19 protein-coding genes are annotated in these 19,662 nt (G+C 73.7%); 13 read left to right on the top strand and 6 right to left on the bottom strand.

The annotated features are described in order from the left end of the window. Window positions 1-3: 3 nt before the first annotated feature. On the top strand, window positions 4-666 hold the full coding sequence (locus NYF13_RS18125) for a class I SAM-dependent methyltransferase (protein ID WP_315658279.1): 663 nt from the start codon (window positions 4-6) through the stop codon (window positions 664-666). A gap of 1 nt (window position 667) precedes the next feature. Then, the gene (locus NYF13_RS18120) at window positions 668-1,012 is read left to right on the top strand and encodes a hypothetical protein (protein WP_315658278.1); all 345 of its coding nucleotides are present in this window, start codon (window positions 668-670) and stop codon (window positions 1,010-1,012) included. Between the two features lie 37 nt (window positions 1,013-1,049). Here the strand turns inward: NYF13_RS18120 and NYF13_RS18115 are convergent, their stop codons facing one another. Next, on the bottom strand, window positions 1,050-2,408 hold the full coding sequence (locus NYF13_RS18115; RefSeq protein ID WP_396287613.1) for a M20/M25/M40 family metallo-hydrolase: 1,359 nt from the start codon (window positions 2,406-2,408) through the stop codon (window positions 1,050-1,052). Beyond that, a complete protein-coding gene (locus tag NYF13_RS18110) occupies window positions 2,401-3,228 on the bottom strand; it encodes a M55 family metallopeptidase (protein WP_315658277.1) in 828 nt (275 codons plus the stop codon). The genes NYF13_RS18115 and NYF13_RS18110 overlap by 8 nt, the downstream gene beginning before the upstream one ends. 118 nt (window positions 3,229-3,346) lie before the next feature. Here NYF13_RS18110 and NYF13_RS18105 point away from each other — a divergent pair, with 118 nt between their 5' ends. From NYF13_RS18105 to mptB, 5 genes are all read left to right on the top strand, one after another. Beyond that, the gene (locus tag NYF13_RS18105; RefSeq protein WP_396287612.1) at window positions 3,347-5,230 is read left to right on the top strand and encodes an ABC transporter substrate-binding protein; all 1,884 of its coding nucleotides are present in this window, start codon (window positions 3,347-3,349) and stop codon (window positions 5,228-5,230) included. A gap of 5 nt (window positions 5,231-5,235) precedes the next feature. Next, complete coding sequence (locus NYF13_RS18100) at window positions 5,236-6,264, top strand: ABC transporter permease (protein ID WP_315658275.1); 1,029 nt, start codon at window positions 5,236-5,238, stop codon at window positions 6,262-6,264. After that, on the top strand, window positions 6,261-7,211 hold the full coding sequence (locus tag NYF13_RS18095; protein ID WP_315658274.1) for an ABC transporter permease: 951 nt from the start codon (window positions 6,261-6,263) through the stop codon (window positions 7,209-7,211). The genes NYF13_RS18100 and NYF13_RS18095 overlap by 4 nt, the downstream gene beginning before the upstream one ends. Next, window positions 7,208-8,863, top strand: coding sequence for an ABC transporter ATP-binding protein (locus NYF13_RS18090; protein ID WP_315658273.1), 1,656 nt, complete (start codon window positions 7,208-7,210; stop codon window positions 8,861-8,863). The genes NYF13_RS18095 and NYF13_RS18090 overlap by 4 nt, the downstream gene beginning before the upstream one ends. A 170-nt stretch (window positions 8,864-9,033) precedes the next feature. Next, a complete protein-coding gene (mptB, locus tag NYF13_RS18085; RefSeq protein WP_315658272.1) occupies window positions 9,034-10,599 on the top strand; it encodes a polyprenol phosphomannose-dependent alpha 1,6 mannosyltransferase MptB in 1,566 nt (521 codons plus the stop codon). A 154-nt stretch (window positions 10,600-10,753) separates the two neighbouring features. On the opposite strand, the gene NYF13_RS18080 is transcribed toward mptB, so the two are convergent. Continuing rightward, a complete protein-coding gene (locus NYF13_RS18080) occupies window positions 10,754-11,332 on the bottom strand; it encodes a helix-turn-helix domain-containing protein (RefSeq protein ID WP_315658271.1) in 579 nt (192 codons plus the stop codon). A 163-nt stretch (window positions 11,333-11,495) separates the two neighbouring features. On the opposite strand from NYF13_RS18080, the gene NYF13_RS18075 reads away from it, so the two are divergent. After that, the gene (locus NYF13_RS18075; RefSeq protein ID WP_315658269.1) at window positions 11,496-12,407 is read left to right on the top strand and encodes an NmrA family NAD(P)-binding protein; all 912 of its coding nucleotides are present in this window, start codon (window positions 11,496-11,498) and stop codon (window positions 12,405-12,407) included. A gap of 140 nt (window positions 12,408-12,547) precedes the next feature. Here NYF13_RS18075 and NYF13_RS18070 read toward each other — a convergent pair whose 3' ends face one another. The 3 genes from NYF13_RS18070 to NYF13_RS18060 are packed head-to-tail and all read right to left on the bottom strand — an operon-like array spanning window position 12,548 to window position 15,818. Beyond that, the gene (locus tag NYF13_RS18070; protein WP_315658268.1) at window positions 12,548-12,961 is read right to left on the bottom strand and encodes a TIGR03668 family PPOX class F420-dependent oxidoreductase; all 414 of its coding nucleotides are present in this window, start codon (window positions 12,959-12,961) and stop codon (window positions 12,548-12,550) included. 17 nt (window positions 12,962-12,978) lie between these two features. After that, entirely contained in the window at window positions 12,979-13,878 is a 900-nt protein-coding gene (locus tag NYF13_RS18065) for an LD-carboxypeptidase (RefSeq protein WP_315658267.1), read from the bottom strand. Continuing rightward, window positions 13,875-15,818, bottom strand: a complete 1,944-nt coding sequence (locus NYF13_RS18060; RefSeq protein WP_315658265.1) for a prolyl oligopeptidase family serine peptidase — start codon at window positions 15,816-15,818, stop codon at window positions 13,875-13,877. Before NYF13_RS18060 ends, NYF13_RS18065 begins: the two co-directional genes overlap by 4 nt. Window positions 15,819-15,937: 119 nt before the next feature. Between NYF13_RS18060 and NYF13_RS18055 the strand changes: the two genes are divergently transcribed. The 5 genes from NYF13_RS18055 (at window position 15,938) to NYF13_RS18035 (ending at window position 19,608) form a co-directional block, all read left to right on the top strand. Then, on the top strand, window positions 15,938-16,513 hold the full coding sequence (locus NYF13_RS18055; RefSeq protein ID WP_315658264.1) for a DUF3090 domain-containing protein: 576 nt from the start codon (window positions 15,938-15,940) through the stop codon (window positions 16,511-16,513). Between the two features lie 10 nt (window positions 16,514-16,523). Next, the gene (locus NYF13_RS18050; protein WP_315658263.1) at window positions 16,524-17,330 is read left to right on the top strand and encodes an SCO1664 family protein; all 807 of its coding nucleotides are present in this window, start codon (window positions 16,524-16,526) and stop codon (window positions 17,328-17,330) included. A 24-nt stretch (window positions 17,331-17,354) separates the two neighbouring features. Next, window positions 17,355-18,224, top strand: coding sequence for an aminoglycoside phosphotransferase family protein (locus tag NYF13_RS18045; protein ID WP_315658262.1), 870 nt, complete (start codon window positions 17,355-17,357; stop codon window positions 18,222-18,224). A gap of 51 nt (window positions 18,225-18,275) precedes the next feature. Continuing rightward, entirely contained in the window at window positions 18,276-19,082 is an 807-nt protein-coding gene (locus NYF13_RS18040) for a DUF3097 domain-containing protein (protein ID WP_315658261.1), read from the top strand. 91 nt (window positions 19,083-19,173) lie between these two features. Continuing rightward, a complete protein-coding gene (locus NYF13_RS18035) occupies window positions 19,174-19,608 on the top strand; it encodes an NfeD family protein (protein WP_315658260.1) in 435 nt (144 codons plus the stop codon). The last annotated feature ends 54 nt before the right edge of the window (window positions 19,609-19,662 follow it).

Below are 19,662 nucleotides of genomic sequence, written 5' to 3'. Positions count from 1 at the left end.
ACCATGCCCGCAGACCGGATCGACCCCGACGAAGACACCCGCCGACGGGCCGGGCACGCGCTGGCCGCCGGCGACCCCACCGGCTGGTTCGAGCCGCTGTACGCCGCGGCGGAGGCCGGGGACGCCGTGCTGCCCTGGTACCGCGGGGAGCCGTGCCCCGAGCTGGCCGCCTGGGCCCGCGACCACCCCGGCGAAGGCCGGCGCGCGCTCGTGGTCGGCTGCGGCATGGGCGACGACGCCGAGCTGCTCGCCGAAACCGGCTACGACACCGAGGCGTTCGACGTCTCGCCCAGCGCGATCAAGGCCGTGCTCGACCGCTTCCCGGACACCCGCGTCGCCTACCGCACCGCCGACCTGCTCGACCCGCCGGCCGAGTGGCGTCACGCCTTCGACCTGGTCGTCGAGATCCTCACCGTGCAGTCCCTGCCCCGGACCGTCCGCGCCACCGCGATCGGCTCGGTCTCGGGCTTCCTCGCCCCCGACGGGCTCGCCCTGGTCGGCGCGGTGGTCGAGGAAAGCCCGGCCCCGGACGAACGCGAAGGACCGCCCTGGCCGCTCACCCGCGCCGAAGTCGAGTCCTTCGCCCGCGACGGTGTCACCCTCACCCGCCTCGACCGCGTCCGCGACGGCCGGCGCTGGTGGGCCGAGCTCACCCGGGAGGCCTGAGATGGACGGCAACCCGGTCATCGACCGGTGGCTCGCGGAGCAGGCCCCGGCGCTGCCCGCCGCGAACCCGCTCTCCGCCCTGCTCGCCGTCGCCCACCGGCAGCACGACGTCCCCGAGGACGGGCTCGAAGCCTGGGGCCGCGAAGTCGCGACCAGCCGCCGCGTCGTGGACCAGTCCGAACCGGCGTTCATCGCCGGGGCCCGCCGCCAGGGCTGGTCCTGGGAACGGATCGCCGAGCGCCTCGGCCTGCCCGACGCCGAAACCGCCGCCGGACGCCGGTCCGTGCTCGAAGCCGAGCTGATCCGCACCCACCCCCGGAATCTGCCCGGGGCCTGGCGCCCCTGACCGCGGCCGCGGTCAGGGGATCAGCAGGACTCGGGGATCAGCAGGACTCCAGGAACCGGTTCAGCACCCGGGTGCCGAACCGCAGCCCCTCCACCGGCACGCGCTCGTCGACGCCGTGCGCCAGGGTGCGGTAGGGGAAGCCCGGCGGCAGCCACAGCGGGGCGAAGCCGTAACAAGCCAGGCCCAGCTTGGAAAACGCCTTCGCGTCCGTCCCGCCGCCCAGGCAGTACGGCACCACCACCGCGCCCGGGTCCTCGGCCTGGAGCGCGGCCGCCATCGCGTCGAACCACGGCGAGTCCACCGGCGCCTGCACCGGCGGCTGGTGCGCCACGAACTCCCGCCCCACCCCCGGGCCGAGCAGCCCGTCGAGCTCCGCGAACAGCTCCTCCTCCGCGCCCGGCAGCACCCGCACGTCAACCTGCGCGGTCGCCGTCGACGGGATCACGTTCACCTTGTACCCGGCCGACAGCATGGTCGGCGTGGTGCTGTTGCGCAGCGTCGGCACCACCAGCGAGCCCGCCGGGCCCAGCCGCGCCACCGTCGCGTCCACCGCCTCGCCCGAAGACAGCTCCACCGGCACCCCCAGCGCCGCGCCGGTCCGCTCCAGGAACGCGCGCACCGCGGGCGTCAGCCGCACCGGCCACCGGTGCGCGGCGATCCGCTGCACCGCCCCGGCCAGCATCGTCACCGCGTTCTCGTCGTTCGGCCGGGACCCGTGCCCGGCGCGGCCCCGCGCGGTCAGCCGCAGGTGCGCCGTGCCGCGCTCGGCCGTCCCGACCGGGTACAGCCGCACGGCCCGGCCGTCGGCCGCCGGCACGTGGCAGGTGTAGCCGCCGGACTCGCTGATCGCGGCCACGCAGCCCTCGAAGTACTCCGGATGGGTCTCCACCAGCCAGTGCGCCCCGAAATCACCCCGGTCCTCCTCGTCGGCCACGAACGCCAGCACCAGATCCCGGCGCGGCCGCAGCCCCGACGCGACGGCCGTGAGCACCATCGCGCAGAAGTCCTTCATGTCCACCGCGCCACGGCCCCACAGGAACCCGTCGCGCACCTCGCCGGAGAACGGCGGCACCGACCAGTCCGCCGCGTCGGCCGGCACCACGTCCAGGTGCCCCTGCACCAGCAGCCCCGGCAACCGCGGGTCGGTGCCGGGGATCCGCGCGAGCACGGTGGCCCGGCCCGGCGCCGCCTCCACGATCTCGGCCGCCACCCCGTGCCGCCCCAGGAACTCCGCGACGTACTCCGCCGCGTCCCGCTCGCCCTCCGCGTCGCCGCCGCCGCGGTTGGTCGTGTCGAACCGGATCAGGTCCGCGCACACCGCCACCACGTCGGCCGGGGAGTCCACAGTAGAGTCCCCAATGGAGTCCTCAGTGGAGCCGGCCGTCGAGTCAGCCATAACTGCCCTGCACCGCCCCGCCCGCGATCGCGGTCACCACCTTGAACGCCTTCATCGCCTCGGTCATGCTCGGCGCGTCGAACCCGACCCGGCGGGTGCCGATCTGCTCCACCGTCGGGATCACCGCCGTGGCCTGGGCCAGGTGGCTCGCGTCGAACTCCACCTCGATCCGGTGCCGCCCCGGCGCCCGGTCCACCCGGCCCGCGCGCGCCATCGACTCCGCGGCAGCGGCTTCGAGCAGCTCCGCCGTGCGGGCCGGGGGCAGGCAGATCGCCGCGTACCGGCTCACGCACTCCTTCACCGCCACCAGCTCGGCTCCGGGGGAGTGGTCCCGCGCGTCCTCGCACGTCCGGTCGTCGCCGCTGACCAGCAGCACCGGTACGCCGTGCTCGGCCGCCACCGCCGCGTTCAGCCGCCCCTCGCTGGCCGGCACGTCGTCCAGCCACACCCCGGTGATCTGGTTCTCCAGGTAGGTGTGCGAAAGCACCCCGTCGAACCCCGCGCCCGCGTGGTAGCCCAGGAACACGACGCCTTCGACCCCGGAATCGATGCCCTGCATCATCGACATCGGCTTGTGCCGACCGGTGAGCATCCGGGCCCGCGGGTCCAGCTCCTCCAGCAGCAGGTTGCGCTGCGAGGAGTGCGCCTCGTTCACCAGCACGTCGCTCGCCCCGGCCCCGAACAGCCCGGCCAGCACCGCGTTGACGTCCCCGGTGAACAGGCGGCGGAACCGCTGCCACTGCTCGGTGCCCGGCACCACGTCGTCGGTCCAGGTGACCCCCGTGGCGCCTTCCATGTCCGCCGAGATCATGATCCGCATGCGGGCACTCTAACCATCCCGGTCCCGGGCCGCCGGAGCTCACCCTGCGTGAGCACGAGGTGGGGCATAACGATCGGGCACGCACCGTCTCCGCACCATATTGCGCAGTTGCCTCGGTATGTGGTTACTTTTCGTCTTCGGGGTGCTCAGGGCGGGACGATGGGGTGGTCTGCAGGTGCGGTTCAAGCACGTTCGACACGGGGTGGGCCGCGTCCTCGCGGTCCTGACCGCGGGCGCGGTGGCGGTCCTGCCGCTGGCCGGCCCGGCCGCCGCGCAGCCGCCCGCGCCGCCCAAGGTGCTGCGGGTGGCGCTGACCACCGGGATCGACCACCTGAACCCGTTCACCGCCTCGCTGGCGGCCTCCACCCAGGTCGGCCGGTTCATCTACGAGTTCCTCACCATCCCGTCCGCGGAGAAGGCCGAGGCCGCACCGGCGCTGGCCGAATCCTGGACCACCTCGCCGGACAAGCTGACCTGGACGTTCAAGATCCGCCGGAACGCGAAGTGGACCGACGGGCAGCCGGTCACCGCGAAGGACGCGGCGTTCACCTTCAACCGGATGCTCACCGACGAGACCGCGCGCACCGCGAACGGCAGCTACGTGGCGAACTTCGCGAGCGTCACCGCCCCGGACGACGCCACCCTGGTGATCCGGACCAAGACCGTGCAGTCCAGTGTGGACCTGCTCGACGTGCCGATCGTGCCCGAGCACGTGTGGGCGCCGATCAAGGACCTCAACGACCCCAGGACCGACGACGTCCCGGTGGTCGGCGTGAGCGACGGGCCCTACCAGCTCACCGAGTACAAGCAGAACGAGTACCTGAAGTTCAAGGCCAACCGGGACTACTGGCGCGGCGCGGCCAAGGTCGACGAGCTGCAGCTGCTGATCTTCAAGGACGTGGAATCCGCGGTGAACGCCCTCAAGCAGGGTGAGGTCGACGTGATCAACCGGCTCACCCCGACCCAGTTCGACGCCCTGGGGGGCCGGCCGGACATCGCCACCAACAAGGCCCCCGGCCGCCGCTACAACGAGATCAACCTCAACTTCGGTGTGGAGAACAACCAGGACCGGCCGATCGGCAACGGCAACCCGGTGCTCAAGGACCTGCGGCTGCGCCAGGCGATCGTCCAGGCCATCGACCCCAGGACCATTGTGGACAAAGTGGTCGGCGGCTACGGCCAGCTCGGCGGTGGCGTCATCCCGCCGATCTACGCGGCCTACCACTGGGACCCGGCGCCCGCCGAGGCGGTGAAGTTCGACCTCGCCGCCGCCGGCACCGCACTCGACCGGGCCGGCTACCCCAAGGGCCCCGACGGCGTCCGCGTGGCCCCCGGCGGCGCCCGGCTCGAACTGCGCCTGACCGGCCACGCCAACCGGCCGTTCGACCAGCGCACCGCCCAGTACGTCAGCGGCTGGCTGCACGACATCGGCATCGCGGTCAAGCAGGAGCTGGTCTCCGACGAAGAGCTCAACGACCGCACCAACGCCGGCAACTACGACCTCGCCATCTCCGGCTACGCCACCAACCCGGACCCGGACTACGCGCTGGCGCTGCACACCTGCGCCGGGCGGCCGAACGCCGAGGGCAAGGGCGCCACCACCGACACCTTCTTCTGCGACCAGCAGTACGACGCGCTGTACGCCAAGCAGCTGACCGAGACCGACCCGGGCGTGCGCGCGGGTTACGTCAAGCAGGCCCAGGCGCGGCTCTACAGCCAGGCCGTGAACGTCGTGCTCGACTACGACAACTCGCTCGAGGCCTACCGCTCGGACAAGTTCTCCGGCTTCACCAAGCAGCCGCAGCCCGACGGCTCGATCCTCGAGCAGACCGGCTACTGGGGCGTCTACGGCGCCGTGCCCGCCGGGGCCGCCGACGGCGGCGCCGGCGGCGGCTCGGACACCGTGCTGTGGATCGTGATCGGCGCCGTCGTGGTGGTCGTGCTCGTCGGCGGCGGCGTGCTGATCGGCCGGCGCGGCAAGTCCGCGGACGACCGGGAGTAGCCCCCTTGTCCCAGGCCTTCACCTCCGACCGGGCCGCGGCCCTCGCCGACCCCGGCGAACGCCGGGGCGGCACCGGCACCCTGCGGTTCGTCCTCACCAAGATCGCCGAAGCCGCCGCCAGCCTCGTGCTGGTCGTCGTGCTCGGGTTCTTCCTGTTCCGGCTGCTGCCCGGCGACCCGGTCGCCTTCATGGCCCGGGACCGGCCCACCGATCCCGCCCAGATCGCCGAGCTGCGCCGGCAGCTCGGCCTCGACCAGCCGGTCCCGGCCCAGTTCGGCCGCTACTTCACCGGACTGTTCCGCGGCGACTTCGGCACCTCCTACATCGAGCGCCGCCCGGTCCTCGACATGATCGGCGAACGGCTCTGGCCCACCGTGCTGCTGGTCGGCAGCGCGACCGTGCTCGCCGTCGCGCTCGGCCTGTGGCTCGGCATCCGGGCCGCGTGGCGGCGCGACAGCTTCTTCGACCGCGCCCAGACCGGCCTCGCGCTCACCCTGTGGTCGGTCCCGCAGTTCTGGCTCGGCCTGCTGCTGCTGGTCGTCACCGACGGGGTGTTCCCCAGCCGCGGCATGCACTCCCCGGACGCCGGGCCCGGGTTCTTCGCCCAGGGCCTCGACGTACTGCACCACCTGGTGCTGCCCTGCGTCACGCTGCTCGCGGTGTTCTACGCCCAGTACATGCTGGTGATGCGGTCCTCGCTGCTGGGGGAGATGAACTCCGATTACCTCACCACCGCCCGCGCCAAGGGCCTGCGCGACGACCTCGTCCGCCGCCACCACGCCGTGCCGAACGCGCTGCTGCCCACCGTGACCCTGGTGTTCATGCAGTTCGGCATGGTCGTCTCCGGCGCCGTCACGGTGGAGGCGGTGTTCAGCTGGCCCGGCCTCGGCCAGCTGACCTACGACGCGCTGCACGGCCCGGACCTGCCGGTGCTGCAGGGCGTGTTCGTGGTGCTGGCCGGCGCCGTCGTGGTGATGAACCTGCTCGCGGAGCTGCTCTACCGCGTGCTCGACCCGAGGGTGCGGACCGCATGACCACGCCGGCACCCAGCGAAAACGCCGAACCCACCCCCAGCACCGAGAGCGCCGAGAGCGCCCGCGCCATCGCCTGGCGCCGCCGCCGCGCCGGCGTCGCCCGCACCTGGCACGAGTTCGCCGCGCAGAAGGCCGCGCTCACCGGCCTGGTCCTGCTCGCCCTCACCGTCCTGCTGGCGCTGCTGCTGCCGGTGCTCAGCGACGCCGGCGGCCTCGACGTCACCCAGGCCACCGGTCACCCGCTCAGCCCGCCGGACGGGCGGTTCTGGCTCGGCACCGACATCGACGGCCGCTCCGTGCTGCTGATGACCCTGTGGGGCACCCGGATCTCGCTGCTCGTCGGCTTCGCCGCCACCGTGCTCAGCGTGCTGATCGGCACCGTCATCGGGGTCACCGCCGCGCACTTCGGCGGCTGGGTCTCCACCGTGCTGCTGCGCTTCACCGACTTCTTCCTCGTGCTCCCTTCCCTGGTCCTCGCCATCGCGCTGTCCGCGGTGCTGCCCCAGGGCGTGTGGACGATCATCGTGGCCATCGGGCTGACCGCGTGGCCCAGCACCGCCCGGCTGGTCCGCGCCCAGACCCTCACCATCGAAAGCCGCCCGTACATCGAGCGCTCCCGCGCCCTCGGCGGCGGCCACCGGCACGTGGTCGGCCGGCACGTGCTGCCCGGCGTGATGCCGCTCGTGCTGGCCAACACCACCCTGGTCGTGGGCAACTCGATCATCGCCGACGCGACCCTGTCGTTCCTCGGCGTCGGCGACCCCAGCTCCGTCTCCTGGGGCGCGATGCTGGAGACCGCGCTCAACAACGGCGCCGTCAGCCGCGGGGCCTGGTGGAACCTGCTCCCGCCGGGCATCGCGATCGTGCTCGTCGTGTTGTTCTTCACCCTGGTCGGCCGCGGGCTGGAGACGGTGCTGAACCCGAGGCTCAAAGGACAACGCCCGTGACCGCCCTGCTCGAACTCCGGAACCTCGGCGTCACCTACCGCACCGGCAGCGGCGAGGTGCCCGCCGTGCGCGGGGTCGACCTGCGCCTGGACCCCGGCGACACCCTCGGCATCGCGGGGGAGTCCGGCTCCGGCAAGTCCACGGTGGCCATGAGCGTGCTGCGGCTGCTGCCGCGCACCGCCCGGGTCACCGGCGAGATCCTGCTCGACGGCGAAGACGTCACCGGGATGCGCTGGGGCCGGCTGCGCGCGGTCCGCTGGGCCGAGGCGTCGGTGGTGTTCCAGGGGGCCATGCACGCGCTCAACCCGGTGCACCGCGTCGGCGAGCAGATCGCCGAGCCGATCCGGCTGCACCCGCCCGAGGGCGGCAAGGCCCCGGCCGAGGACCGGGTCCGGGCCCGGGTCGCGGACCTGCTCGACCAGGTGGGCCTGCCCCGCTCCCGCGCCGGCGCGTACCCGCACGAACTGTCCGGCGGGCAGAAGCAGCGCGTGATGATCGCGATGGCGCTGGCCTGCTCGCCCCGGCTGGTGATCGCCGACGAGCCCACCACCGCGCTCGACGTGATCGTGCAGGCCCAGGTCCTCGACCTGATGTCCCGGCTGGTCGCCGAGCAGGACATCGGGCTGGTCATGATCAGCCACGACCTGTCCGTGCTCGCCGCCACCTGCCGCCGCATCGCGGTGATGTACGACGGGCAGGTGGTCGAGCAGCGGCCCGGCGCCGAGCTGATGGCCTCGCCCCGCCACGAGCACACCCGCGCGCTCGCCGCCGCGTTCCCCACCGTCGGCGACCCGGTGTCCCGCTTCGCCCCGGCCACCAGCACCCCGCTGCCGCCCGAACCGGCCGGCCGCGCCGGCCGGGACGCGCCGCCCCTGCTGGAAGCCGAGGACCTGCACGTCAGCTTCCGCGACCGCACCGGTAAGCCCATCGACGCCGTGGCCGGGGTCGACCTCACCGTGCACCGCGACGAGATCGTCGCGCTGGTCGGCCAGTCCGGCTCCGGCAAGACCACCCTCGCCCGCACGCTGCTCGGCCTCCAGAAGCCCACCTCCGGCGCGGTCCGCTACGACGGCAAGCCCATCCCTTCCGGCGGCGAAGGACTGCGCGCCTACCGCCGCCAAGTCCAGCTCGTGCTGCAGGACCCCACGAGCGCGCTCAACCCCGCGCACACCGTGTACGAAGCGGTGGCCGAGGGCCCCCGCATCCACGGCCGGCCCGGCGAACGCGCCATCGTCACCCGCGCCCTGGAGGCGGCGGAGCTGCGCCCGCCGGAGAAGTTCTTCGACCGGCTCCCGCACGAGCTCTCCGGCGGCCAGCGCCAGCGCGTCGTCATCGCCGGCGCCCTCGCGCTGAGCCCCTCGGTCGTGGTCGCCGACGAGCCGGTGGCCTCGCTCGACGCCTCCGTGCGCGGCGAGATCCTGGGCCTGCTGCTGCGGCTGCGCCGCGAACTCGGGCTGGCCGGCCTGGTCATCACCCACGACCTGGGGCTGGCCTGGAACATCGCCGACCGCGTCGCCGTGATGTACCACGGGAAGCTGGTCGAGACCGGTACCGTCGAACAGGTCCTGCTCGAACCCCGGCACGAGTACACCAGGTCGCTGCTGGCCGCGCTGCCCGGCGGCACCGCCCAGCGCGCCGCCACCCGGCCCTGAAACCGGACCTTTCCGCCACCCGGAGCGGAAAAGCCCCCTCCCGCCCGCAGCGAGTAACCACCCGAGCAACGACCGGAACGATGACCTGGACGAACACCTGAACGAACACCCGTCCCGAGCAGAGCCCGGGCGGTGTGCCGAAACCCCACCCGGTAATCTCCTGGATCGAAATGGCGACCACCACCGACTCTGCGCAACCGCCCGCGGCCCGCCCGCTGGACGAGCGGCTCCTCGTGCCCACCAGGTTCCCGTACCGGACCATCGCGATGGGCACCATCGGCACCACGCTGCTCATGCTCGCCGCCCTCGGCGCGGGCGGCATCCTCATCCGGGACCCGGTCCTCGGGCACGGGCCGCTGTCGTGGATCCGCTACGGCCACGGCCGCGCCCTGGCCAACGCGCTGCTCTACACCGGTTTCGGCCTGGTCGTCTGGGCCTGGGTCCGGCTCGGCCGCTACGTGCTGGCCGGCCGCATCGGCAGCCGCCCCATCCTGGTCGCCGCGCTGTGCTGGATGGCCCCGCTGCTGGTCTCGCCGCCGCTGTTCACCCGGGACGTCTTCTCCTACCTCGGTCAGGGCGCCCAGCTGCTCTACGGCCTCGACCCGTACGCCAACGGCCCGGCCGAACTGCACGTGCTGCCCAACGTGGTGCAGAACGTGCACCCGCTCTGGCAGACCACCCCCGCCCCGTACGGGCCGCTCTTCCTGCTCATCTCCAAGTGGATCGTGGCCCTCACGCAGGACAACACGATCGCCGGGGTGATCCTGACCCGGCTGGTCCTGCTGATCGGGCTCGGCATGACGCTGTGGGCGCTGCCCCGGCTGGTCAAGCACCTCGGCGGCAAGCTGCCGGTGGCGCTGTGGCTCGCGGTGGCCAGCCCGATGATGGTCATCCACCTCTTCGGCGGCCCGCACAACGACCTGATGATGCTGGGCTTCCTCACCATCGGCGTCGTGGCCGCGCTCGAACGCCGGTACGTGGTCGCGGTCCTGCTGATCACCGTCGGCATGCTGATCAAGCCGACCGCCGCGGTCGCGCTGCCCTTCCTGGTCTGGATGTGGGCCGCGCACCTGCCCGGCGAGTCGAAGGCGAAGAACTTCCTCAAGGCCGGTGCCGCGTCCGTCGGGCTGTTCCTGCCGGTGTTCGCCCTCGGCACCTGGGTCTCGCTCGGCTCGCTCAACCTCGGTTGGTGGTCCGGTCTCAAGGCCCCGCAGCTGATCGCGAACTGGCTCAACTTCCCGACCGGCATCGGCGAAGCCGTGTACAACCTGGTGCACCTGGTCGCGGACGTGCAGCCCTCGCCGTTCGTCACGGTCACCCGCGCCATCGCCATGATCGGCCTGGGCGTCTTCGGCGTCCGCCAGTGGTGGCTCGCCCGCGGCGGCGGCCGAGAGGCCGTCTACCGGGCCGCGATCACCATGCTGGCCGTCGCCATTCTCATGCCGCCCACCCTGCCGTGGTACCTGACCTGGGGCTTCGTCCTGCTTTCGGCCTTCGGCTGGCAGCGACGGCACCTCTCGGTGGTGGTCGCCGTCTCGGTGTTCGTCACCCTCGTCTACTACCCGACCGGGGAGCAGGCCCTCTACGACTGGTGGTTCATCGCCGTGGTCGTGCTGGTCAGCCTCTACGCCGCCGCGTCGCTGCTGCGCCCGGACCCGCTCGGCCTGATCGCCGCCTGGCGCAAGCCGGACGAGGAGTTCCTGCCCAGCCGGACCCCGGCCCCCGCGGCCGACTGAGCCCCCCGCGATCCATCGAGCACTGCGCCACGCGATCCACCCGGCACTGAGCCCCGCGACCCACCCGGCCCGGCCCCGGTGATGGATGCCGGTGGCCGGAACCGGCCGTCGGCCCGGAGCCCGGCTTCGGCCGTCCTCGCCGCAGACCCGGCGGTCACCCGCCCCCGGCCGGTGGCGGGCTCAGCCCGGCCACGGCCAGCGAGAACAGCCGGTCCGCCCGCGCGGCCGGATCGGGATGGTGCTCGGTGGCCAGCACCACGCCGACGGCCAGCGTGGTCAGGTCCGAGACCGTGACCCCGGGCGCCACCGCCCCGTCCCGCTGAGCCCGGTTCAGCACCGGCCCGGCCGCCTCGTCCAGCGCCCTCGAACAGGAATTCTCGTGCACCGATTCGGGCTCGACGCCGTCGTAGGCCAGGGCGGCGGCCAGGCCCCGCGCCGAAACGCAATAGGCGACCACCTCACCCAGCCATTCCAGTAACGCCGCGCGGCTGTCGTCCCGGCCGGCCAGCTCGTCGGCTCGCGCGCACAGGGCTTCGATCCGCGTCCGGGAAACCGCCTCCACCAGCGCCCGGCGGGTGGGGAAGTGACGCCGCACCGTGGCCGAGCCGACCCCGGCCGTCCGGGCGATCTGCTCCAGCGAAGCCCCGGCCCCGTGCACGGCGACCTCCGCTTCGGCCACGGCCAGGATGCGCGCGTAGTTGCGCCGGGCGTCGGCGCGCTGGTGGTCAGGCACGATCTGCTCCCCGGGTTGGCTAAGTGGCGGGCCCCACCGTATGGTAGCTCAAGCGAAACGGTGGACCCCGCCATTTAGGTGCGGGGACCGCCGCAGCCGTCTCCCGCCACCGATCACCCACCGGCCGGGCTGCCCACGCCCGGCCGTCACCCGAGGAGCACCCATGTCCCCAGAATCCGCGCCCGTCCTCGTCACCGGCGCCACCGGCCGTCAGGGCGGGGCCACCGCACGGGCGCTGCTCGCCGCCGGCATCCCCGTCCGCGCCCTGGTCCGCGATCCCGCCCGGGCCGGGGCGGTGGCGGCGCTCGGCGCCGAGCTGGCCACCGGCGACCTGCACGACCGCGAATCCGTGACCCGCGCGGCGAACGGGGCCCGCGCCGTGTTCTCGGTGCAGATGCCCGCATTCACCGGCGACGGCTTCGATTTCCACGGCGAAGTGGCCCAGGGCGTCAACCTGGTCGAAGCCGCGAAGGCCGCGGGCGTCCCGCAGTTCGTGCACACCTCGGTCAGCGGGGCCGGCCGGCACGTGGAGGCCCCCGGCTGGGCCGAAGGCCGCTGGGCTTCGATGGAGGGCACGCTGAACGCCAAGGCCGCGGTCCAGGACCGGGTCCGGGCCGCCGGCTTCCCGCACTGGACGCTGCTCAAGCCGGCGTTCTTCATGGAGAACTTCCGGCCGTCGCTGCGATTCCTGTTCCCGCGCGGGGTCGAAGGCGGCCTGGTGAGCGTGATCAAGCCGGACACCCGGGTGTCGCTGGTCGCGGTGGCCGACATCGGCCGCGCCGCCGCCGCGGCGATCACCGACCCGGCCCGGTTCGACGGCGTCGAGCTGGAACTGGCGAGCGACCACCGGCCGATGACCGAGATCGCCGCCGTCCTCTCCGGTGCCCTGGGCCGGGAGCTGCGCGCGCCGGACCTGACCGAGCGGGAGGCCGTCGCCGCCGGGATGCCGCCGATGGGCGCTTCGCACGAGTGGCTGAACGTGATCGGCCAGCCCGCCCGCCCGCGGTTCGCGAAGGAGCTGGGGCTCCCGCTGACCCCGTTCGAAACCTGGGCCGGGCAGGAGCTGCGGGCCTGAATCCTGGGTGGACACCGCGGTGGGGACCGGGCCGATCCGGGCGAGCCGGGCCTCCGGCTCGCCCGCGTGGGGGTCGTCGGCGGTGACCCGGTTCCCATGGGCGAGCGGCCGGACCGGAGCCCGACCACACCCGCCGCCGGTCAGGAGGCCGACCACCCCCGCCAAGCGCGCACCACCGTCGACACCACCGCGTGCTCCGGCGGGTGTTCGGCGTACTGCGGGTACTTCTCCGCCAGCCACCGCACCGGCTCGGCCCGGTCCGCCTCGGCCAGGACGCGGGCGACGCCGTCCGCGCGCACCCACCACAGCCGCGACCAGTCCTCGGCGTACTCGTCGGCCAGGAAGCAGACCGCGGGGTTCTCGGCGATGTTGGCCAGGCGCCGCAGCGCCGTGGTCGACTTGGGCTTGTGGTCCACGGCGAACACCACCGTGTCGCCGTGCACCGCGAAGGTCACCGGGACCAGGTGGGGCCCGCCGTCCGCGCCCGCCGTCGCCAGCCGCGCCACGCGGGCGGCGGCGAACCGGGCCCGGGAGTCCTCACTCGACAGTCGCATCCCCGCACCGTAGAGCGTCAGGCCAGCGCGGGGGAGTCCAGCGCCAGCGTGCCCAGCTCCACGTCGAGCGACGCCCGCGCCCCCAGCGGCAGCGTCGGTGCCGACGCCACGTGCCCGAACCCGAAGCCCCCGAGCATCGGCACCGCCAGCGGCGCCAGCCGCTCCAGCAGCAGGGACCGGATCTCCGCCGGATCGCCGCACGCGGCCCACGAGCCCGCCACCACCCCGCGCACGCCGTCGAACCAGCCCGCGCGCAGCAGTTGCGTCAGCATCCGGTCCAGCCGGTAGACGCTCTCGGTCACGTCCTCCAGCAGCACGATCCCGTCGCGGGCCGAACCCTGCTCCGCCGTGCCGACCCCGGCCGCCAGCAACGACAGGTTCCCGCCGACGAGCACCCCGGAAGCCCGGCCCGGCACCAGCACGTCCGGCTCGGCCGCCCGCAGCACCCGGTGGTGCTCCGGCTCGAACAGCGTCCGCCGCAGGTGCTCCGCGGCCGGCGCGTCGAACAGCACGCTCGCCGGCATCGGCGAGAACACCGTGTCCAGTCCCAAGTGGACGTGCACGGCCCGGTGCAGCGCCGTGACGTCGCTCGAGCCCGCCAGTACCTTGGGCCCGGCCGCGCGCAGGGCGGGCCAGTCCACCAGATCGAGCATCCGCTGCGCGCCGTAACCGCCGCGGGCGGCCAGCACGCACTTCACCTCCGGGTCCAGCCACGCCTCGGTGAACTCCGCCGCGCGGTCGGCGTCCGGCGCCGACAGGTAGCCCGGCGCGGCCGAGTACACCGCCGGGCCCACCCGCACCTTCAGGCCCCAGCCCCGCAGCACCGGCAGCGCCGCCTCCAGCAGGTCCGGTGGCACCGGGCCGGACGGCGCGACCAGTGCGATCGTGTCCCCGGCGCGCAGTCGCGCGGGTCTCACCGCGACAGCTCCAGCTTCGGCACGCCCGGAGTTTCGAACCCGAGCACCTGCCCGTAGAACGACAGCTCCGCCTCCAGCGCCGCGACGATCGTCTCGGCCTTGCGGAACCCGTGCTGCTCACCCTCGAACCGCAGGTAAGCGTGGTCCACGCCGCCGCCGGCCAGCGCGGCGACGAACCGGTCGGCCTGCTCCGGCGGGCAGATCTCGTCCTCCAGCCCCTGCAGGAACAGCACCGGCCCGGCCAGTGAGCCCGCGCGGTGCATCGGCGAGCGCTCCCGGTACCGCGGCAGGGTCTGCGGGTACGGCCCGACCAGTCCGTGCAGGTACTTCGACTCGAAGTCGTGGGTCTCGCCGCCCTCCCCGGTCCAGGTGGCCAGGTCCAGGATCGGGAACTGCACCGTGGCCGCCGCGTAGGTGGTGGTCCCGGTGATCGACGCGGCCGAGGTGAACCCGCCCGCGCTGCCGCCCCGGACGGCCAGCCGCGCGCCGTCGGCGATCCCTTCGGCCACCAGGGCCTCGGCCACCGCCACGCAGTCCTCGACGTCGACCACGCCCCACTGCTCGCGCAGCCGCTCCCGGAACGCCCGCCCGTAGCCGGTCGAGCCGCCGTAGTTCACCGCGACCACGCCGATGCCGCGGCTGGTGAAGTAGGCGAAGTCCAGGTTCAGCGCGGAGCCGGCGGACCCGGTCGGGCCGCCGTGCACGTGGACCAGGTACGGCGGCCGCTCGCCTTCGGGGGCGACGAAATCCGGGTTCGACGGCGGGAACACGAACGCGGGGATCCGCGCGCCGCCGGCCGCGGTGAACACCCGCTCCCCGGCCACCGGCAGGTAGCCCGCCCCGGGCCGGTCCGCCGGCTGCGGGGTCAGCTCGGTCCAGGTCCCGGCGGCCAGGTCCACGGTCACCACCGCGCCCTCCCGCCGCGGGCCCGCCGCGACGCCGGTCACCGAGCCTCCGTGCACGGCCAGTCCCGACGAGGACCAGCTGGTCAGCTCGCCGGCCACCGCTTCGACCGGCGTCACCGAGCGGTCGCCCTCGTCCAGCACGGACAGCCTGCCGCCGCTGAGCACCGCGTGCCGCCCACCGCCGAGCGGGGCGAACCAGCTCAGGCCGAGCCGCCACAGCGGGCCGCCCAGCTCCGCCTCGACCGGGGCGAGGTTGACCACCGAGCCGTCGAGCCCGATCCGGTGCAGGTTCCACCAGCCGTCCGGGTCCAGCAGGGCGAGCAGCCGGTCGGGCGACTCCCACTCGAGCTGGCACACCGCCACGTCGGCGGCCCCGGCCAGCACGCGCGCCGCGCCGAAGGTGCCGTCCGCGGCGACCGGCGCGACGAACAGCTCCGTGCCGTCCCACGGCATCGCCGGGTGGTCCCACGCCAGCCAGGCCGCGTGCGCGCCGTCCGGCGACAGCTGCGGAGCGGTGAAGAACCGGTGGCCGCCGGCCAGCACCCGCTCGGGGCCCCGGACGGAGAGGGCGACCAGCTCACGCTCGATGTCGGTCCGCCGCGGGCCGGTGCTGCGCTCCCGCACCGCCCACACCTCGCCTTCGGGCCCCGGCCGCAGATCGCCGTACCGGACCCCCTGCGGCGAGGCCGGCTCCGGCGTCACCGCCGTGGTCCGCCCCGAGGCCAGGTCGTGGGCGTACACCCGCTGATCGGCCCAATGGGTGAAGAACACCGTGTCCCCGGCCGCCACCCACGGCCGGCCGCCGTACTCGTGCAGCCGGTTGCGGACGTTCCACGGCGCCGGCAGCACGTCGCTGACCTCACCGCCGGCGCCGCGGCGCACCAGCGACACCCGGCCGCCCTCGGCCGGGCGCGCCTCGGCCCACCACAGCTCGTCGCCGACCCGGCCGAGCCAGGACGCCCCGCCCCCGGCCGCCGCCGCGTCGGCCGCCGAAACGGGAGAGGTCCATGTTCCGTAAGAAGCGATTTCTGGCACGAGGAGAGCCTATCGGCGATCCCCAGCGTGGCCGCGCACGCACGGACCGCGCCGGAATCCCGGTCAACCAGGGGCGGCGGATGCCGATCATGCCCCCGTGGCCTAGGGTCGTGGTTGCTATGTCTCGCGTAATCCACGTCTTCCGCAAGCCCGACCGGTTCGTCGCCGGGACCGTCGGCGAGCCCGGAGATCGCACGTTCTACCTCCAGGCGTCGGAGGACGTCCGGACGGTCAGCGTCACGATCGAAAAACAGCAGGTGGTCGTCCTCGCCGAACGCCTCAGCGCGCTGCTCGAGGAGGTCGCCAGCCGCTTCGGCGCCGACATCCCCGACGAAGTGCCCGAGGACCAGGTCGACGTGGCCCCCCTGACCGTGCCGGTCGAGGAGGAGTTCCGCGTCGGCACCATGGGCCTGGGCTGGGACGCCGACTCCGGCGCCGTGGTCGTCGAACTGCTCGCCATCACCGAGGGCGAGGTCGACGAGACCGTGGTGCTCGACGACACCGAGGAGGGCCCGGACGCCGTGCGGGTGTTCCTCTCCCCGGTCGCCGCGCGCGCCTTCTCCGAGCGGGCCGACCGCGTCGTCAACGCCGGCCGCAAGCCCTGCCCGCTGTGCGCCGAGCCGCTCGACGCGGCCGGGCACATCTGCCCCCGGCAGAACGGCTACCGCCGCGACGTCGACGTGGCCGAGGACTGAGAGGCCGCCCGTGGCGAGCAGCCCACCCGGACCGGCCGACCCCGGCGCCCGCGAATTCGTCACGCACGGCCGCATCGACGTCGAGGGCCGGCTCGTGGACGCCTCCAACGTGACCCTGTTCTGCGCGATCGAGCTGAACGGGGTCACCGGGCGGGTGGTGTACAAGCCGGTCTCGGGGGAGCGGCCGCTGTGGGACTTCCCCGACGGCACGCTGGCCGGGCGCGAGGTCGCCACCGCGATGGTGGCCGACGTCTCCGGCCTCGGCGCGATCCCGCCGACCGTGCTGCGCGACGGCCCGTTCGGCCCCGGCATGGTCCAGCTGTGGGTCGAGACCGGCGAAGACGAGGTCGTCGACGTCTGCGCGCCCGAGGACGTCCCCGACGGCTGGCGCACCGTGTTGCACGCCCACGACCGGCTCGGCGACCCCGCCGTCCTCACCCACGCCGACCACCCGGGCCTGCGCGAGCTGGCCGTGCTCGACATCGTGGTCAACAACACCGACCGCAAGGGCGGCCACCTGCTGGCCGGCACCGACGGCCGGGTCTACGGCGTGGACCACGGCATCTGCCTGCACACCGACCCCAAGCTGCGGACCGTGCTGTGGGGCTGGATCGGTGAGCGCGTGCCGGAGGAGACGGTCGAGAAGCTGCGCCGGCTGCGGTCCGAGCTGGACGGCCGGCTCGGCGCGGACCTCGGCGAGCACCTCACCGCGTTCGAGATCCGCGCACTGGGCCAGCGCGCCGACTCGCTGCTCGCCGAGGGCGTCTTCCCCGCCCCCGGCGACGACTGGCGCGCCATCCCCTGGCCGCTGTTCTGATGATCCGCTGTTCCCGATGATCCGATGATTCTCGACGACGCGGCCCGCGCCCGCCTGATCGACCGCTTCGGCCGGCGGGCCGGCCCCTGGTGCGACGAGCTGCCCGCGCTGGTCGCCCGGCTCGCCGCGCGGTGGGGCCTGACCGTGCTCGAGGCCCGGCCCGGCAACACCGGCCGCACGCTGGTGTGCCGCGGCTCCGCGGGCGAGAGCCGGGTCCTCAAGCTCTGCCCGGACCAGGAGATCGCCGCGGCCGAGGCCACCGCCCTGCAGACCTGGGCCGGGCGCTCCCGCGTGGTGCAGGTGGTCGAAGCCGACTTCGAGGCCGGTGCCCTGCTACTGGAAGGTCTCGAACCGGGCACCCCGCTGACCGGCCGGGGCGCCGACCTGCCCTGGGCCGAGGTGGCCGAACTGCTCGCCCAGCTCCACAGCGCGCCGGCCGCGGGCCCGTTCCCCACGCTGGCCACCCGCATCGGGCTGATGTTCGAGCTGGCCGAGCGGCGGCGGCTCGGCTCCGCCGCCGAGTCCCGGCTGCCGCTGAAGCTGCTGCGCCACGCCCGGAGCCGGGCCGAAGACCTCTCCACCGGCGGCCCGGCCGTGCTCCTGCACGGCGACCTGCACCCCGGCAACGTGCTCGACGCCGGCCCCGGGCGCGGCCTCGTTGCCATCGACCCCCGGCCGTGCCTGGGCGACCCGGCCTTCGACGCCGTCGACTGGGCGCTGCTGCCGATGGCCGCGGGCGGCAGCCTCGAAGACGGCGTGGCCGCCCTGCCAGACCTCGACCCCGGCCGCCTCCGCGCCTGGTGCGCCGCACTCGCCCCGCTCGTGGCGCTGGCCCCGCTGCGGGCCGGCCCGCCCACGCCGTTCACCGAAGCCCTCCTGGAGATGGCGCGCTGACCGGCGTGGCGGCGGGACGCGCACCCCTCGCCGCCGCTAGTTTCCCCCTTCGTGCGCTCCCACTCCTATGACGACGTGCTGTCGGGCCCGCGGAAGCGGAAGGTACCCGAGGTGCCGGCGGAGCCCGGCCTGGTGGTCGAGGACCCGGCCAGCGGCTACTGCGGCGCGGTGGTGAAGATCGAGTACGGCAACGTCGTGCTCGAAGACGCGCGCGGCCGCCACCGGGTGTTCCCGCTCGGTCCGGCCGCGTTCCTGCTCGAGGGCAAACCGGTCACCCTGGTCCCGGTCAGGAAGGCCGCGGCGCCGGCGAAACGGGTGTCGGCGTCCGGCTCGGTCAAGGTGGCCGGACTGCAGGCCCGCGTCGCCCGCGACTCCCGGATCTGGGTCGAGGGCAAGCACGACGCCGAGCTGGTCGAACGGGTCTGGGGCCACGACCTGCGGGTCGAGGGCGTGGTGGTCGAGCCGCTGGACGGCGTCGACGTGCTCGCCGGCCGGATCGCCGAGTTCGGCCCCGGCCCCGGACGGCGGCTCGGCGTGCTGGTCGACCACCTGGTCGCGGGGAGCAAGGAATCCCGGCTGGTCGGGCAGGTGCGGGACGAGCAGGTGCTGGTGACCGGCCACCCGTACATCGACATCTGGCAGGCCGTGAAGCCCGAAGCCGTCGGCATCCGCGCCTGGCCGGTGATCCCGCGCGGCATCGAGTGGAAGATCGGCATCTGCGAAGCTCTGGGCTGGGGCGAGACCTACGAGGGCTGGCAGCGGGTGCTGGCCGCGGTGGGCAGTTTCCGTGATCTGGAGACGCCGCTCATCGGCGCCGTGGAGCGGCTGATCGACTTCGTCACCGAGCCCGCGGAGTAGACCGGATATGTCCGGTTCATCCAAGGTCACGCGTCGGTCACGTCGAGTCACTGGCCGGGTGCGAACCAGTGCGATCTGAGAGCATGAGGGCATGGCAGCGGCTCTGATCTGGCTGATCATCGGCATCGTCCTGATGATCGCCGAGGTGCTTTCCGGCGACTTCGTCCTGGTCATGCTGGGCGTCGCCGCGCTGCTCGGCGCCGGATCCGCGTCGATCAGCGGGAACCCGCTCATCGACGTCGCCGTGTTCGCGGTCAGCTCAGCCGGGCTGATCCTGCTCGCCCGCCCCGCGCTCAAGCGCCGCTTCCTCGCCGGCTCCCGCACGCCCACCGGCATCGAAGCGCTGGTCGGCGCCCGGGCCGTGGTCGTGTCCACAGTGGACTACGACGCCGGCCGGGTGAAGATCGGCGGCGAGGTCTGGTCCGCCCGCGCCGTGCACGAGGCCCAGCCGCCCATCGCACCCGGCACCAGCGTCACCGTCGTCGAGATCTCGGGGGCCACCGCACTGGTGGACATCGTCTCGTGACCACGGAAGTTCCAGGAAAATGTCACTAGGTAAGGGGAAACGCTCTTGTCGACA

This window comes from Amycolatopsis sp. PS_44_ISF1, assembly GCF_032335455.1.
Classification (GTDB): domain Bacteria; phylum Actinomycetota; class Actinomycetes; order Mycobacteriales; family Pseudonocardiaceae; genus Amycolatopsis.
This window is presented reverse-complemented; position numbering and strand designations above follow the sequence as displayed.